Origin of the sequence: Yoonia maricola (genome assembly GCF_002797915.1) — a bacterium.
Classification (GTDB): domain Bacteria; phylum Pseudomonadota; class Alphaproteobacteria; order Rhodobacterales; family Rhodobacteraceae; genus Yoonia; species Yoonia maricola.
This window is the reverse complement of sequence record NZ_PGTY01000001.1, coordinates 921,685-937,075: the sequence shown is the minus strand read 5'-3', so window position 1 is coordinate 937,075 and position 15,391 is coordinate 921,685. Positions and strand designations below refer to the sequence as shown.

Here is a 15,391-nt window from a genome sequence, read left to right as displayed (position 1 = left end):
GGCATATAAAAAAAGGCGGTGCCGGTGGCGCCGCCTTTTTCATTCATGATTGTGGTTTAGCTGCGTCCGTCGGGCAAATCGATCCGGGCGACCTGTTCTGCAATCGGATCGGTCGACAAAGGATGCATATCGGCGCTGTAGGAGGCGGGATCGGTCACCGCATTCCATGTGCCATTGCGGTATACCTCAAGCCCTTTGAACTTGGCCTTATAGTCCATCTTCGGGCTGCCAGGCACCCAATAGCCCAGATAGACATAAGGCAGACCCAATTCGCGAGCGATGGCGATATGATCAAGGATCACATAGGTGCCCAAAGACAGTTTGTCATTGGCCGGATCAAAGAAGGAATAAACCATCGACAAACCATCATCGAGGATATCGGTCAGGCACACGGCGGTCAGGTCTTCTTCTGCGGTATATTCAATCAGGCGCGACCTGATCGGGGTTTCCTCGACCATCGCGGCGAATTCGAACATGTCCATATCTGCCATACCACCCGTCGCGTGGCGGCCATCAAGATATTCGCGGAACAGAGCGTATTGTTCTTCGGTGGCCCAAGGTGATGTCGCGCGGCGTTTAAGATGGGCTGCACGTTTGGTCACACGGCGCTGGCTGCGGCTGGGGGTGAACTTGGACACATCGATGCGGGCGGACATGCAGGCCGAACATTCGGCACAAGAGGGGCGGTAAAGTACATTCTGCGACCGACGAAACCCTTGTTTGGATAGGCTATCGTTCAGTTTTGTCGCCATGTCGCCTTGCAAAGCAGTAAACAACTTTCGTTCCATCCTGCCCTCCAAATAAGGGCAGGGCTGGGGGGCAGTCACATAGAACTGCGGGGCAATAGGAAGCGTGTGGCGCATGCAAATTCCGGTTGGTTTTGGGAAAGCTTAACAATGTGTTGATCATTGGCCAAGCCCCTTGCATGTCGCATGCTTAACGATCGGTCTTGATGGCTTCGGTCCCGAGCAAAAGATCAGTCAGACCCTGGCCGCGCGCAGTGACCAGCATCATAATGACCGAGATTAGTTGCAAGGGGGCCATTACCATACTGACGGTGTAGCCAAGCACATGGGCAAAGGCCAAACCGGAACTGAGTGGTGCGCCATGCAGATCTCGCAGCCGGATGCCCATCAGGCGCATACCCCATGTGGACGACGCGCCTGCCAGTGTGAACCAGCGGTAGATGAAGCCAACGACAAGCATCAGGAACGGAAAGAAAAAGATGCCAGTGAAGGCCGTGAATGGCAGAACCAATGCACAAAGCAACGCAATCATGACAACGTCAATGACCCAGGCAACGCCACGTTTGATGGTGACGCCATCATAAAGGCGGGGGTCGTAATTCTGGGCGATGGTGTAATCGGATGACATGGTCATTGCGGCGCTCTTTCGATTTAGGAAAAGGAAAGGGCGACCCGCCGGGGAAAATGGGTCACCCTTGGTCGGTCATGCGCCTTATGCGGGTGCTGGACCGGTGTTTTCGTCGTCAACGTCCGTCATCTTCTTGGCGCGGTCATCCATGAACTGGTCGAACTCTGCCTTGTCCTTGGCGTCGCGCAGACGCTTGAGGAAGGCCTCGAAACTGTCTTGCTCTTCTTCCAGACGGCGCAGGGTTTCGGCCTTATAGGCGTCGAATGCATTGTTGCCGGATGACCGGACGCTGTGGCGGCGGCTGCGGGTCATGGATTTACAGGACGAATTGAACATGCGTTTGCTCCAGATCATATAGGCCAAAAGGGCCAAGCCGACGGGCCAGAAAAAGATAAAGCCAAGAACCATGGCGGCGATCCAGGCACCTTTGCCACGCTCATCAAGCCAAGCTTCGGCACGGGCAAAAAAACCTGGTACGTGGTTCATAGCCATTGCGGGTTGGGAGGTGGCGGTGTTCATGGTTGGGCTCCTTAACTGTCTGTTTGCGGTTGATGTGAATGCTTTTCACATGACAGATATCGGGAGCGGTGGCCTTTGCTTCAACCCTTAATGTAAATGTTTTTTACATTTACTTTTATTATGGCGTAAAATCAGCAGGTTGCGCGCCAGAGATTTCCTTCAGAGTTATCGGGTCTATCGGGAAAATATGCCGTGGCGTCCCCGCTGCGGCATAAATGACCGGGAATTCAGCCAATCGAGGATCGAAAAACGCCTGAATCGGGTTAAGGTGGCCAACGGGGGCCACACCGCCAATGGCGAACCCGGTTTGCGCCCGGATCAGGGCTGCATCTGCTTTGCCCAACGGTTCACCCGCAACAGCGCTGGCTTTATCTGTATCCACCTGATTGCCGCCTGCCGTAATAAAAAGGATAGAACTGCCGCTGATCTGGCCTGCGAATATCACCGATTTGGCGATCTGATCCAACGCACAGCCCGCCGCATCGGCCGCCTGCTGGGCTGTCCTTGTTTCAGGCCCCAGTTCCAAAGGTGTGATATCAAGCCCGTTATCGGCAAGAGCGGCTATCACGCGTTTTAGACTTTTGCTCATGTTCATCCTGTCCTTTTTGGGCAGTCTAGTGATCCGATCTGCATTGACCAGCGCAGATGAGCGCCGCAGTGTTAGGCAATGTCATTTGTCGCCCGCATTACGCGTTTACCGCAACCCTACGACGCCGCACGCGGAGCGGACGCACAGGTGTTATTTCCCACTGTCGCACCGCAGATTGCTGCGTTGATCGGTGGAGCCGCGGGGTGCAGCCCGTATCTGGCTGAACTGCTGCGGCGCGAGGCGGGATGGATTGTGCCGGCGCTGGATGATCCAGAGGCCGCCGTAGCGAAGGTGATCGCGGACCTTCCTGCTATTGCGCTAAATGACCTGCCACCGGCCCTGCGTCAGGCGAAACGCCGTGTGGCCTTGATTGCAGCGCTGGCCGATCTTGGCGGCGTCTGGCCCTTGGAAACCGTCACGCAGGTGTTGACCGATTTCGCCGATGCCGCCGTTCAATCCACGATCACGCAACTGGTCGCGGCTGAGGTGGCGCGTGGCAAGCTGCCAGCAGGCGGGGCGGCGGCGGATGCGGGCGGCATGGCCGTGCTTGCGATGGGCAAGATGGGGGCAGGTGAATTGAACTATTCCTCCGACATCGACCTGATCTGTCTTTTTGATGAGACACGCTTTGACCCCGATAACTATCACGAGGTGCGCAGCGCCTTCATTCGCGTGACCCGCAAGATGACCGCAATCCTGTCTGATCTGCGCGAAGGCGGTTACGTGTTCCGCACTGACTTGCGCTTGCGTCCCGATGCATCTGTGACACCTGTGTGCCTGTCGATGGAAACAGCAGAGCGGTATTATGAAAGCGTCGGACGGACGTGGGAGCGGGCGGCCTATATTAAGGCGCGGGTCTGTGCGGGCGACAAAGAGGCGGGCGCGCGCTTTTTAGAAACGCTGCGCCCCTTTGTCTGGCGCAAGCATCTGGATTTTGCCGCTATTCAGGATGCCCACGATATGCGCCTGAAAATCCGCGATCATAAGGGGCTGCATGGGCCCTTGGTGCTTGAGGGTCATAATATGAAACTTGGGCGGGGTGGCATCCGCGAGATCGAGTTTTTTACCCAGACCCGGCAGTTGATTGCAGGCGGGCGTGACCCATCACTGCGCGCCAGTGACACGCGGCATGGGCTGGCGGCTTTGGCGGCGGCGGATTGGATTGCGCCGGAAACGGCAGATAAGCTTTATGACCACTACCGCTTTCACCGTGAGGTCGAGCATCGCTTGCAGATGATCAATGATACACAAACCCAGACCCTGCCTGTCGACGCAGAGGGCTTTGCCCGGCTCGCGGCTTTCATGGGGCTGGATGTTGCGACATTGCGTGACACGCTACGTGATCGGATCGAGGATGTGCACCAGCTGACCGAGGGGTTCTTTGCCCCCGATGCGCCCGATAGCATGCCAAATGCGCCCGCATGGGGGCAAGATGTCGTGGCCCGTTGGCCCAGCTATCCTGCGTTGCGCACAACCCGCGCGAGTGAGATTTTTGCGCGCATTACGCCCGAGATCATGTCGCGCCTGCAAGATGCCGCAAAACCGGATGAGGCCTTGGCTCAGTTTGACGGGTTCCTTGCCGGGCTGCCCGCCGGTGTGCAGCTTTTTTCGCTGTTCGAGGCGAACCCCCAGCTGACACAGCTGATTGTCGATATCTGTGCGACCGCACCTGCGCTGGCGCAGCATTTGTCGCGAAACGCAGGCGTTCTTGATGCGGTGATCGGGGGCGCCTTTTTTGCGCCATGGCCGGGGCAGGCGGCTTTGGCCGCCGAACTGAAGGGTCTGTTGGATCAGGCGGACGACTATGAAACGCAGCTGTTGACGGCGCGCCGCTGGGCCAAGGAATGGCACTTCCGCATCGGCGTCCATTTTCTGCGCGACCTGATTGATGCTGCGCAATGCGGTGCGCAATACGCAGATTTGGCCGAAGCGGTTGTCGCCGCGTTATGGCCCGCTGTAACGCAGGAATTTGTCCGCAAACACGGGGCGATACCGGGGCGCGGTGGTGCGGTGATCGCCATGGGCTCGCTTGGGGCAGGTCGGCTGACTGCGACCTCTGATCTGGATTTGATCATGATCTATGATGCGCAGGGCGTCGAGCACTCAAGGGGTCACAAACCGCTTGCAACGCGGACCTATTTTGCCCGACTGACGCAAGCCTTGGTCACGGCGCTGAGCGCGCAGATGGCCGAGGGGCGGCTTTACGAGGTTGATATGCGCCTGCGTCCGTCCGGGCGGCAGGGGCCCGTGGCGACCTCATTGGTATCCTTCAAGGATTATCAAAAGAGCGAAGCTTGGACTTGGGAACATCTGGCGTTGACGCGCGCCCGTGCGATTGCCGGTGATCGTGCATTATGTGATGACATCGAAGCTTTTCGGCGGTCCTTACTTGCCTCAAAGGCGCATGGCCCCACTGTTTTGTCCGATGTCGCGGATATGCGTATACGGATTGCCGCGCAAAAGGCGCAAAATACAAGGCTGGATGCCAAGGTCGGGCCAGGGCGCATGCAGGATATTGAGCTTTTTGCACAAACCGCAGCGCTGAAAAGCGCCAGCGCCATGGTTCATACCGGCGGGCAATTGCGTGCAGGTGTCGCGGACGGCTGGCTTGATGCCGCTGATGCGACTGCGTTGGGTGCGGCGTTTGACCTTTTCTGGCAATGGCAGGCCGCCTTGCGCTTTCTGGGTGGTGCGCATGTTGATCTGGACAGGCTATCAGAAGGGGCGCAGCGTTTGATTTTGCGTGAAACAGGATCGCGTGACATGGACCATGTCACGGCGCGCCTACAGTCGGCCGAGGCACAAACCGCGGCGATCATTGCCCGCTATCTGGAGGCAGAATGACCGACAAGTGCTTTTTTGACCCTAAAGGTCTGATCAAGGACGCCTTTGCCATTGATGGCATTGCGGCACCTGAGTGCCGCAGTATTTTCCTGGATTGGGCCTTGGGGCTCCCGCCCAGTCGGGATGTGCGTGAAGACGTGACGGCATTGATTGCGCATTATGCCGGGCAGGCACCAGCATCGCACCCGATGCTGGAAACGCTGCACGCAGCATTGGAAGATGCCGGGCCGCCTCGTCGGCGCGGGGGGCGTAGCGGGCGACAATAGTTGTAGCGGTGGTGCGGCTAGAATTCTTCCCAATTGGGTTGTGCGCCGCCAGGTGATATCGCCGCCAGTTTCGGTTGCGGAGAATGAAGTGTCGGCTTGATGTGTGTTTTTGCGATGGCTTTGGTCAACGCATCCGGTTCGTCAACAGCGGCCAAGGGCGCAGTGCTGCCCGCTGACGTTTTGAAATGGCGGATAAGCCCATTTAACCGCTCCGTGGCGGAAGCGAGCGTATCACCGCGCTTGATCGAATCCTCGACCATGGCTGCGTTTTGCTGCGTTGCCTGATCCAGTTGGTTCACCCCAGTGTTGATCTCTGACAGGCCGATGGCCTGTTCTTCGGCGCTAGTTGCGATTTGCGATGTCATGGCGGAGATATCGTTCACTTGCGTGATAATCTCCGACAGTGCCTCGCCCGCGTCTCCGACAAGCTGCGTGCCCTGTGCGACGTGCCGCGAGCTGTTCTCGATAAGGCCCGAAATCTCTTTCGCAGCGTCGGCAGAACGTTGGGCCAGTGCGCGTACCTCTGAGGCGACAACCGCAAAGCCTTTGCCGGATTCGCCCGCGCGCGCTGCTTCCACCCCTGCATTCAGGGCCAGAAGGTTGGTTTGGAAGGCAATGTCATCAATTACTCCGATGACTTGTGAAATCTGTTTGGAGGATTCCTCAATTTCACCCATCGCACTGACCGCCCGCGCGACAATGTCGCCGTTGCGCGTGGCCTCCGCGCGGGCACGGGTTACGGAACTGTCTACCGCCTTGGCGTGTTCGGCTGCGGATTTGACACTGGCGGTCAACTGATCAAGGGCCGCCGCCGTCTGTTCAAGCGTAGCGGCTTGATTTTCCGTGCGTCGTGACAAGTCAGTGGTCGCAGTATTGCTGTCGGTTGCCGTCGATGCAATGTGCCGTGCGGTTTCAGAAACGCGCGAAATCGCGGATTGCAGCGCAGCAATGGCATCATTGAAGTTACGTCTAAGGTCTTCATAATCTTGTGAAAATGGATCCACGATCTGCGCTGTTAGATCGCCCGCCGCCAGCTCAGCCAGTTCGGATTTCATAATATTGACGACATTGTCTTGTTGCGCGCGCAGTTTGGCCCGCTCTGCCGAAGCCTCTTTGCGTTCGACCTGCGCATCGCGGAACACCAAAAGCGCGCGTGCCATTCGGCCCAACTCGTGTTTGTGTTCGGTGCCCGTTATCGCAATGTCGTCTTCGCCGGCAGCAAGCCGTTCTGTCGTCGCGACAAGTTGCGCGACTGTGCCCGTAATCCACCGGCCAATGAACAGCGCTGCCATGATCGCAATAATGACCGCGATTATGCCAACCGTAGGAATGATCATCTGAAGCCGTGTCACGATATCAGTTCCCGCTTGCCCCAATTGGGTTTGACTAAGGGCAAGCTCGTCTCCTACGCGTGTAAAACCAGCATCAACCTCAGGGCCGATCTGGTTCATAACGACATCTTGCATTTCAAGGGCGGTGGCCCGTGCTTGCGAAAACGCAAGCAGTTTGTCGGCAAACCCATCACTGTCTTCAACAAGTTGCACGAGCTCTGCATTGACAGAACCATTGACGGTCATTGCTTGCATCTGTTGTATGGCGTGATCCAATGCGGCGTTTTCTTCAACAAATTTTTCGAAATCGGGCGTGGTGCCAGACAGAACATACCGTTTGCTTTGCAAAACGGTCGCAATTGTCGCCTGAAGTAGTTGGCCGGCCGTTGTCACAACAAGGGGGCTGCCATTTTCGACGGCTGCCGAAAATACGCTGCTGGCACGTGCGTTTATCAAGGTGGCCTGCGTGTCGATCTCGGCCTGCTGTGCGCGTACATCGGCAAGCTGCCCGGCAAGCATAAAAAACTGATCTCTGTACGTTTGAGTCAACGCCGTTAACCTACCGAGTTCGGTCGCCAAGGCAGAGCTTTGGTCAAAACCGTCGGTCAGAACGTCGTTATTCAAGACCTCATCAATGCTGCTGATGACTTTGTCACGTTCGGCAGAAACCGGTCGTTCGACATAAGATAGTGTTGCGATCTTTGCCTCAGAAAGGTCTTCTATCGCGTCGCTGACAGCGGCCGCCTGTTGCGCGGTGGTGCGGTATTCGGAATATCCGTGCCCCAGCGCCCCGACCGAGCGATGCGAGAAAAGTGCAAGACCGACAAGTATGAAAGTCAGAATAGCAAACCCGCTTCCGATCCGTCTTGGGATTGACCATGATTCCAGCATTTCGCGCTCCGTCCGTTGTCTTGCAAACGGTTAGAGGCAAAACCCTAATGCCTGATGAAGCGATCCCATCTTGTTTGCCTGGACTAAGCCAACGCTGCGGCCTCGGCAGCAAGCGCTTTAATGCCGTCCCAGTCGCCTGCCGATACCTTGTCTTTGGGGGCCACCCAAGAACCGCCGACGCAAAGCGTATTGCTCAGACCAAGGTAATCATGCGCATTCTTAAGGCTGACGCCGCCGGTCGGGCAGAATTTAACCTGCGGGATAGGCGCACCAATGGCCTTTAACGCAGGCGCCCCGCCATTGGCTTCCGCAGGGAAGAATTTTTGCACGGTATAGCCGCGTTCGAGCAGGCGCATGGCCTCTGACGCTGTCGCGGTGCCTGGCAAGAGTGGCAGGTCATTGGCTTCGCAGGCATCAAGCAAAAGATCGGTCGCACCAGGTGAAACTCCAAAGGTCGCCCCCGCGGCCTTGGCATTTTCAACGTCTTTGGGTGTCAACAAGGTGCCAGCCCCCACCACGCCACCCGGCACGGCTGCCATTTCGCGGATCACATCAAGTGCTGCCGGCGTGCGCAATGTGACCTCCAACGCGGGCAGGCCACCTTTGACCAATGCCTTGGCCAGATCTGCAGCGATGCTGGCGTCATCGACAACCAGCACGGGGACAACAGGGGCCAAAAGGCAGATTTTGGCGGCGGCGGCAGAGGCGTCTTGCGGGGTCATTGTACGATCCTTGGATGCGGTGGCCGGGGGCCACAACGGCACCTCCGGCAAAGATGTGCTTGGACATAGAAAGAGATGGGCTAGACCGCAACCCCCGCGCCCTCGGCGGCGAGGCCGACATTCTGCCGGAAGACCTCAAAGAGTTCACGCCCCACGCCGTTGCCATTGCCGCTGAGATCGGCTGCGGCAGGTGTCCTGGTGGATAGGTCCACACCTTTGACTTCAATCGTGCCTGTTGTGGCGTCCAGCCGGATAACATCGCCGTCGCGCACAAGCGCGATGGGCCCGTTATCAGCGGCCTCTGGGCAGACATGGATGGCGGAGGGGACTTTGCCGGACGCACCGGACATGCGCCCGTCGGTGACAAGGGCGACCTTAAGGCCACGGTCCTGCAACACAGCCAATGTGGGCGTCAGCCCATGCAATTCGGGCATGCCGTTGGACTTGGGGCCTTGAAAGCGGACCACGATGATTGTGTCTTGGGTGAATTCCCCGGCCTTGAAGGCGTCTTTTACCGCTTCTTGGGTGTGAAAGATGCGGGCAGGGGCCTCGACGATATGCCGTTCGGGTGCGACGGCAGAGGTTTTGATCACACCGCGGCCAAGGTTGCCGGACAGCTGCGTCAGCCCGCCTTGGGGCTGGAACGGATCATTGGCAGGGCGCAGGATTTTTTCGTTGAGTGACTTGCCGGAACCGGGTGCATATTGCACGCGACCATCGACCAGTTTGGGTTCTTGGGAATACAGTTCCAACCCTTGCCCCGCGACTGTTTTGGTATCGTCATGCAAAAGACCTGCGTTCAGCAGATCGCCAATCATATAGCCCAGCCCACCTGCGGCGTGGAAGTGGTTCACGTCTGCAAGACCATTGGGATAGACCTTAGCCATCAGCGGCGTCACTTCGGACAGATCGCTGAAATCTTGTAGATCAAGGATGACGCCCGCCGCTTTGGCCATGGCGGGCAGGTGGATGACAAGGTTGGTAGAGCCGCCTGTGGCCATCAGACCGACGATACCGTTAACAAAGGCTTTCTCATCCAAGATATCACAGACAGGAGTGTAGTCATTGCCAAGCGCGGTAATCTCCAATGCGCGTTCGGTGCCTGCGGTGGTCAGCGCATCGCGCAAGGGTGTGCCGGGATTGACGAAGGACGCGCCGGGCAGGTGTAGCCCCATGAATTCCATCAGCATCTGGTTGGAATTGGCCGTGCCATAGAAGGTGCAGGTGCCGGGGCCATGGTAAGAGGCCATTTCGGCCTTCATCAGCTCTTCACGACCGACGTTACCCTTTGCGAATTCTTGGCGCACGCGTGCTTTTTCGTCATTGGGCAGGCCCGAGACCATGGGACCAGCGGGCATGAAAAGGCCCGGAATATAGCCAAAGGTGGCGGCGGCCATGACAAGGCCGGGTACGATCTTGTCACAAACACCAAGATAGACCGCGCTATCGAAGACATTGTGCGACAGGCCAACACCTGCGGCCAAGGCGATGACATCGCGTGAGAAAAGCGACAGTTCCATCCCGGTCTGGCCTTGGGTGACGCCATCGCACATCGCAGGTACGCCGCCTGCGACCTGTGCTGTGGCGCCAGCCGCACGGGCTGCGGCGCGGATCAGGTCGGGGTAGGTTTCAAACGGCTGATGCGCCGAGAGCATATCGTTATAGGCGGTAATAATCCCGATGTTGGGGGTGCGCCCACCGGTCAGTTTTGTTTTGTCATCGCCCATGGCGGCATAGGCATGGGCCTGATTGCCACAGGTCAGATGCGACCGGCGTGGGCCTTCGGCGGCGGCGCGGGCCATGGTGTCCATATATTTTGCGCGCGGCCCTTCGGAACGGGCGCGGATACGGTCGGTGACTTCGGCAATTTTGGGGTGCAGCGGCATGGCGTCCTCGGCTAGTTCGCTTTGGAATTACGCTAACATGATGTGTTAGCGCTAACAAGGGGTGATCTTGCCGCAGTATGGGCTGCAAATGAACACATTTGGGTGTTTTACGGCAGCAAATTTGCTGCCATATGGCAGGTGTTATTCAAAGAGTTGACCGCCATGCACCGTCGCACATTTCTCGCATCACTTTCCATTCTTGGCCTTTCAGGCTGTGCCAGTGGCATCGGCTTACGTGGCAATCCACGTTTGCAGATCGACCGGTCCTACGCGTTGCAAGGGTTCAATTTTGACGCCAAGGCAGGGTTGCGGGTTGCGGAAAGTGAATCCTATTATCCCAATGCGGATGTGGTCTGGCGCGGTGATCCGATCGGGCCACGCATCCCGCAAATTGCTGCGATGTTTGAAGAGGCAGCGGCCCGCAACCGCACCCTTCTGGACGGCAGTTTCCCGGTGGATGTCGATGTAACGCTGACGCGCTTTCACGGGGTGACGAACCGGACACGTTATACTGTGGGCGGGGTCTATAACGTGGTCTTTGACATGACGATCCGGCGCGCAGGATCGGATGAGGTGATTGAGCCAACACGCCGTGTGGCAGGTAACCTTGATGCACCCGGTGGTGAACGCGCTTTGCGTCTTGAAGAAGCGGGGCAGACGCAAAAGGTCCGGGTTACAGATTTTCTGACAGAGCTGTTGCGCGCGCAACTGGTCTGACATCTGCCCCTTTTCAGCCCTGCCCAGAGCAGGTAGGAGGCGGGCATGACAGATCACACACCCCATGAACCGACCCCCAAAACACCCGTCGTCCGCCTGATCCCCAAGGCCGAGGCACGGGCGATCCGCCATGGTTTTCCATGGGTTTACGCCAATGAATTGGTCACGGACCGGCGCACGCGCAATCTGACACCCGGCACGATTGCCCGGCTGGAAGATGCCAACAGGGTGCCGATGGGGACGGTGACGGTGAACCCGGCATCAAAGATCATTTGCCGCATGCTGGACCAAGACCCCGAAGCGATGATTGATCAGGCATGGTTTGCGGCCCGCTTGTCGCGTGCGCTTGCACATCGTGCGCGGCTTTATGCAGAGCCCTATTATCGACTGGTGCATGCTGAGGCAGATGGCTTGCCCGGTGTGATTATTGACCGTTTTGGCGATCTGGCCGTGGTGCAACCAAACGCTGCTTGGGCGGATATGTTGATCAACGATTTATGCGCCGCGTTGCAAGAGGTTACAGGTGTCAGCACGGTGATCATGAATGGAACCGGACGCGCACGCACGCTGGAAGGTTTGGACGAAAAGACGGACGTACTGGCAGGCACAGCACCAGAGGGTCCGGTTCCCGTGCCAATGAACGGCGCGACTTACATGGCTGACGTCATGGGCGGGCAGAAGACCGGGTTGTTCTTTGATCAGCGGCCCAACCATGCGTTTGTGGCAGGTCTTTCAAAGGACGCGCGCGTGCTGGATATGTTCAGTCATGTGGGTGGGTTCGGTTTGGCCGCGCTCGCTTCTGGTGCTGTTTCGGTTTTGGCTGTGGATGGGTCTGGGCCTGCGCTGGCGCTTGCGGAAGAGGGAGGCGCGGCGATGAACGTGTCTGACCGGCTGACGACGCGTAAGGGAGACGCCTTTGATGTGCTGGCGGCTTTGGCTGAGGAAGGCGAGACATTTGACGTTGTCGTGTGTGACCCGCCGGCATTTGCCCCGTCCAAACCTGCATTGGATGCTGGGCTGCGCGCTTATGAACGGATTGCGCGGCTTGCGGCACCCTTGGTCGCCGAAGGTGGTTATCTGACGTTGTGTTCGTGTTCGCATGCCGCCGACCTGACGAAGTTCCGCAATGCCTCGGCCCGTGGGATCGGGCGCGGGGGGCGCCGAGGGCAGATCATTCATACCGGGTTTGCAGGCCCGGATCATCCATTGCTGCCACATCTTGCCGAAAGTGGCTATCTCAAGGCGCTGACGTTTCGCCTATGAGGGTGATGATCGACGCCTGCGTGCTTTATCCCACGGTGATGCGCGAGGTGTTACTGGGCTGCGCGCAAGCAGGGTTGTTCGAGGCACGTTGGTCTGCGCGCATCCTGGAGGAATGGGCGCGTGCCGCAGGCAAATTGGGACCGACGCAAGAGGTTTGGGCGCGGGGCGAGATTGCGTCGCTGAGTGCGCGCTTTCCGCAAGCGACCGTGACCTATGATGCCGCCCAAGAGCGGCAGTTTTGGTTGCCTGATCAGGCGGATATTCATGTGCTTACGGCGGCGGTCGTTGGGTCCTGCGATGGTATTCTGACGATGAATGCCAAGGATTTTCCCAAGAACATCTTGGGCGATGAAGCGCTATTACGCTGGGATCCTGATGGGTTTGTTTTGATATTGCTGGTAGATGCCCCCGATCAGGTGCGGGGCGTGGCTGAGGCCGTCTTGGCCGAGGCAAACCGGTTGTCAGATCAGCCTTGGACGATGCGGGCGCTCATGAATAAGGCGCGGATGCCGCGGTTTGGCAAGGCCTTGGACGCGTAGGTTCCGGTGGCAAGTGCAGGAGCCTCCGGCGGGAGTTTTTGGGCCAAGATGAAGCGGAACGCCTGCGCTTAGCTGGCAGACCATTTCGCTTCATTGGCTTCAATCGCGGCAATGCGTTGCGGGGTTTTGGGGTGGCTCATTACCCATGCAGGCATTGACGCGCCGCGCGCCCCGGTAAGGGTTTCGAGTTTCTTGAACAGGGATTTTTGCGGCTCAGTACCGATCCCGGCTTTTACCAGCAAGGCGGAGGCATAGGCGTCCGCCTCGAACTCATCACTGCGCGACAGGCGTGCGGCAAGCAGGCTCATCAGACCGTTTGCGATCCATGGGCCGACGCCTGGGATGAAGCGGCCAAGGATCATCGCAAGGGCTGTGCGCATCGCGTTTTGGCCCGAAAAATCGATCATGCGGCGGCGCGAATGGCCCAGTGCAACATGACCCATCTCATGTGCGATCACGCTTGCCATTTCTTCGGATGTGACTTCGCCTGTGCGGTATTTGTTGAAAAAACCGCGGGTGATGAAAATACGCCCATCGGGTGCGGCAAGGCCATTCACAGGTTCAATCTCATAAATATGCACCTTGATCCGGTCGATATCGAGCGCTTGGGCCATGCGGTCCATCAGCACTTTGAGGATTGGATCGGCCAGTTCGGTTGAATTGGCGTCCAGCTCGCGTTTGGTCCGCCAGACCGAAAAGCGGTACATGGCGAGGCCGTAAAGGACAGCAAGCAGGATCGGCATGAGTTTGATCATGTTGTTGATATGGGCGCGATGCGGCGTTTCTCAAGTGCTCACGGCGGGCACTGATACTCTGGGCTTTGACGGTTCTAAATTTTTTTTCGACATCTCGCGGAATAGTTAGCCGGGCAGAGGCGTAATCATGCTGAGGACGCCGCAACGGTGTTTCTGAAATAACTGAAGGAATTTGAGATGTCATTCACTGGAAAAACGATTTTGCTGACAACCGTATTATTCAGCCTTGCTGCTTGTGGCGGTGGCGTGGGCAGCGACACTCCTGCAAGTTATTCCTTTTCGACGTCGGTTCCTGTTGTTTCCGGGGATGAGATCGCATCTGTTGATGAGGCAACAAGTTCAAATACTTTGCGGATTGAAGAGGCTGTCACGCCAGCGATCCGCATTAGCGAGACCGTCAACACCGGGACCTTCCGCTAAGGGATTGGTCGGATCGGCGTGAGTTTGATCATGCGGTTGATGCGGGTGAGACGCGCGGTTTCTCAAGCCTGTGGGGCCTGTGCGATTTGTCGCTCCCGCGCTTTGCTTGCGCGCCACAGCCAGAGGCCCAGGCCGAACGCCATGAAAACAGCCACAAGAAAACCGGAGACATTGCTTAGGATGCTAGAAATCGCGGTTAGATTATCTGCAAAGAGATAGCCCAGACCTACATAGATGCCGACCCAGAACACCTCGCCTGCGGCCCCCCACATGGCAAAGCGTACCCAGCTGAACCGCGACAGCCCGCTGACGTAATTGACGTATGGGCCCAGCGGGGCCACGAGCCAGCAGGAAAAGAACACAGACGCGCCGCCCCATTTGCCCATGAACACCTCTGATCTGTCACGCAGTGCGGCGCGTTTGGGGTGTGCCTTTAGCCAATCGCCCAGTCTTTGCCCAAGCCCCCGTGCGATCCAATAGCCAGTATTGTCGCCGATCACCGCGCCGCAAAAGGCCGCTGCTGCCACGGCGGGAAGTGACAGATCCCCCGCCGCGGCAAAACCGCCGCTGGCCAGCATCAGCAAGGACGATGGCACGGGCAGGGCCAGACAGCTGAGGAATGTCACACAAAACAGTAAGGGCACGCCGTAGTCGGCGGCAAGGGCGAAGATGGTTTCTGTCATTGCCGGGGCCGGGGGTTTTGCGCGCGCCATGCAGCGACAGCGGTATCGACACGCGCTTGGATGGCGGCCATTGTCAGACCCTGCTCAGCGGCCAATGTGTCGAGTGATATACGTCGTGGTGGACCATCGAAAGCGAGGTCGAGTGCGTTCTGGATCACCTGTGGTGGGACACGGTAGGATTGTGCCACATAGCGCGGCGTCATCCAACCGGCGACCGCTTGGTCCTGATGGGCAGGGTCTGACCAATAGAGAAACTGGCTAACTGATTTGAAGCCAAAAAACCCGGCAAGACACAGCACAAGGCCAAAGGCCATCAAGGCCAACCGGTTATACTGCCAAAGGTCTTTCACACGGTGCCACATCACATTTGCCACGGTCCTATTGTGGTTGTGCTTAATCTCGCTTGAGATAGGGGCAACCACAAGGGTCTAACGCCCCAGCCTCTATGTTCCGCCGCCAGCGCATGATGATATCACCACTATTGCTTTTTAAAGCCAGAACCGAGAACACGCCTGATCCGATACAGTTTTTGACCATCGGGAATAATGCGCTGCTTTGGCGCGTAGAGATGTCAGGGGTGCGATGGTGCCCC

Annotated in this window: 16 protein-coding genes; 6 read left to right on the top strand and 10 right to left on the bottom strand. The window is 57.8% G+C overall.

Annotation, left to right across the window (positions count from 1 at the left end):
- Window positions 1–56: 56 nt before the first annotated feature.
- The 4 genes from BC777_RS04705 to BC777_RS04690 form a co-directional block, all read right to left on the bottom strand.
- Window positions 57–863, bottom strand: coding sequence for an arginyltransferase (locus tag BC777_RS04705; protein ID WP_100366968.1), 807 nt, complete (start codon window positions 861–863; stop codon window positions 57–59).
- A 73-nt stretch (window positions 864–936) separates the two neighbouring features.
- A complete protein-coding gene (locus tag BC777_RS04700) occupies window positions 937–1,380 on the bottom strand; it encodes an RDD family protein (RefSeq protein ID WP_100366967.1) in 444 nt (147 codons plus the stop codon).
- Window positions 1,381–1,458: 78 nt separating this feature from the next.
- Window positions 1,459–1,893: a DUF2852 domain-containing protein gene (locus BC777_RS04695; RefSeq protein ID WP_100366966.1), complete on the bottom strand. Its 435-nt coding sequence runs from the start codon at window positions 1,891–1,893 to the stop codon at window positions 1,459–1,461.
- 118 nt (window positions 1,894–2,011) lie between these two features.
- A complete protein-coding gene (locus BC777_RS04690) occupies window positions 2,012–2,482 on the bottom strand; it encodes a YbaK/EbsC family protein (protein ID WP_100366965.1) in 471 nt (156 codons plus the stop codon).
- 78 nt (window positions 2,483–2,560) lie between these two features.
- On the opposite strand from BC777_RS04690, the gene BC777_RS04685 reads away from it, so the two are divergent.
- Both BC777_RS04685 and BC777_RS04680 read left to right on the top strand, forming a co-directional pair.
- Complete coding sequence (locus BC777_RS04685; protein WP_100366964.1) at window positions 2,561–5,326, top strand: [protein-PII] uridylyltransferase family protein; 2,766 nt, start codon at window positions 2,561–2,563, stop codon at window positions 5,324–5,326.
- Entirely contained in the window at window positions 5,323–5,592 is a 270-nt protein-coding gene (locus BC777_RS04680) for a hypothetical protein (RefSeq protein WP_100366963.1), read from the top strand. The genes BC777_RS04685 and BC777_RS04680 overlap by 4 nt, the downstream gene beginning before the upstream one ends.
- A 17-nt stretch (window positions 5,593–5,609) precedes the next feature.
- Here the strand turns inward: BC777_RS04680 and BC777_RS04675 are convergent, their stop codons facing one another.
- The 3 genes from BC777_RS04675 to edd form a co-directional block, all read right to left on the bottom strand.
- Window positions 5,610–7,814 carry a methyl-accepting chemotaxis protein gene (locus tag BC777_RS04675; RefSeq protein ID WP_100366962.1) on the bottom strand — a complete coding sequence of 735 codons (2,205 nt, stop codon included), beginning with the start codon at window positions 7,812–7,814 and terminating at the stop codon, window positions 5,610–5,612.
- Between the two features lie 83 nt (window positions 7,815–7,897).
- On the bottom strand, window positions 7,898–8,536 hold the full coding sequence (gene eda / locus BC777_RS04670) for a bifunctional 4-hydroxy-2-oxoglutarate aldolase/2-dehydro-3-deoxy-phosphogluconate aldolase (protein ID WP_100366961.1): 639 nt from the start codon (window positions 8,534–8,536) through the stop codon (window positions 7,898–7,900).
- An 80-nt stretch (window positions 8,537–8,616) separates the two neighbouring features.
- Entirely contained in the window at window positions 8,617–10,422 is a 1,806-nt protein-coding gene (gene edd / locus BC777_RS04665; RefSeq protein ID WP_100366960.1) for a phosphogluconate dehydratase, read from the bottom strand.
- Window positions 10,423–10,584: 162 nt separating this feature from the next.
- Here edd and BC777_RS04660 point away from each other — a divergent pair, with 162 nt between their 5' ends.
- From BC777_RS04660 to BC777_RS04650, 3 genes are read left to right on the top strand one after another with little or no spacing between them, the layout of a single operon-like run.
- The gene (locus BC777_RS04660; protein WP_245834159.1) at window positions 10,585–11,139 is read left to right on the top strand and encodes a DUF6778 family protein; all 555 of its coding nucleotides are present in this window, start codon (window positions 10,585–10,587) and stop codon (window positions 11,137–11,139) included.
- A gap of 45 nt (window positions 11,140–11,184) precedes the next feature.
- Window positions 11,185–12,402: an RSP_2647 family RNA methyltransferase gene (locus tag BC777_RS04655; RefSeq protein ID WP_100366959.1), complete on the top strand. Its 1,218-nt coding sequence runs from the start codon at window positions 11,185–11,187 to the stop codon at window positions 12,400–12,402.
- A complete protein-coding gene (locus tag BC777_RS04650) occupies window positions 12,399–12,941 on the top strand; it encodes an RSP_2648 family PIN domain-containing protein (RefSeq protein ID WP_100366958.1) in 543 nt (180 codons plus the stop codon). The genes BC777_RS04655 and BC777_RS04650 overlap by 4 nt, the downstream gene beginning before the upstream one ends.
- Window positions 12,942–13,009: 68 nt before the next feature.
- Here BC777_RS04650 and BC777_RS04645 read toward each other — a convergent pair whose 3' ends face one another.
- A complete protein-coding gene (locus BC777_RS04645; protein ID WP_100366957.1) occupies window positions 13,010–13,696 on the bottom strand; it encodes a M48 family metallopeptidase in 687 nt (228 codons plus the stop codon).
- Between the two features lie 177 nt (window positions 13,697–13,873).
- Between BC777_RS04645 and BC777_RS04640 the strand changes: the two genes are divergently transcribed.
- Complete coding sequence (locus BC777_RS04640) at window positions 13,874–14,116, top strand: hypothetical protein (RefSeq protein WP_100366956.1); 243 nt, start codon at window positions 13,874–13,876, stop codon at window positions 14,114–14,116.
- 62 nt (window positions 14,117–14,178) lie between these two features.
- Here the strand turns inward: BC777_RS04640 and BC777_RS04635 are convergent, their stop codons facing one another.
- The gene (locus tag BC777_RS04635) at window positions 14,179–14,799 is read right to left on the bottom strand and encodes a DedA family protein (protein WP_100366955.1); all 621 of its coding nucleotides are present in this window, start codon (window positions 14,797–14,799) and stop codon (window positions 14,179–14,181) included.
- Window positions 14,796–15,161 (bottom strand): hypothetical protein, encoded by a 366-nt coding sequence (locus BC777_RS04630; RefSeq protein WP_100366954.1) that lies wholly within the window; start codon window positions 15,159–15,161, stop codon window positions 14,796–14,798. Before BC777_RS04630 ends, BC777_RS04635 begins: the two co-directional genes overlap by 4 nt.
- Between the last annotated feature and the right edge of the window lie 230 nt (window positions 15,162–15,391).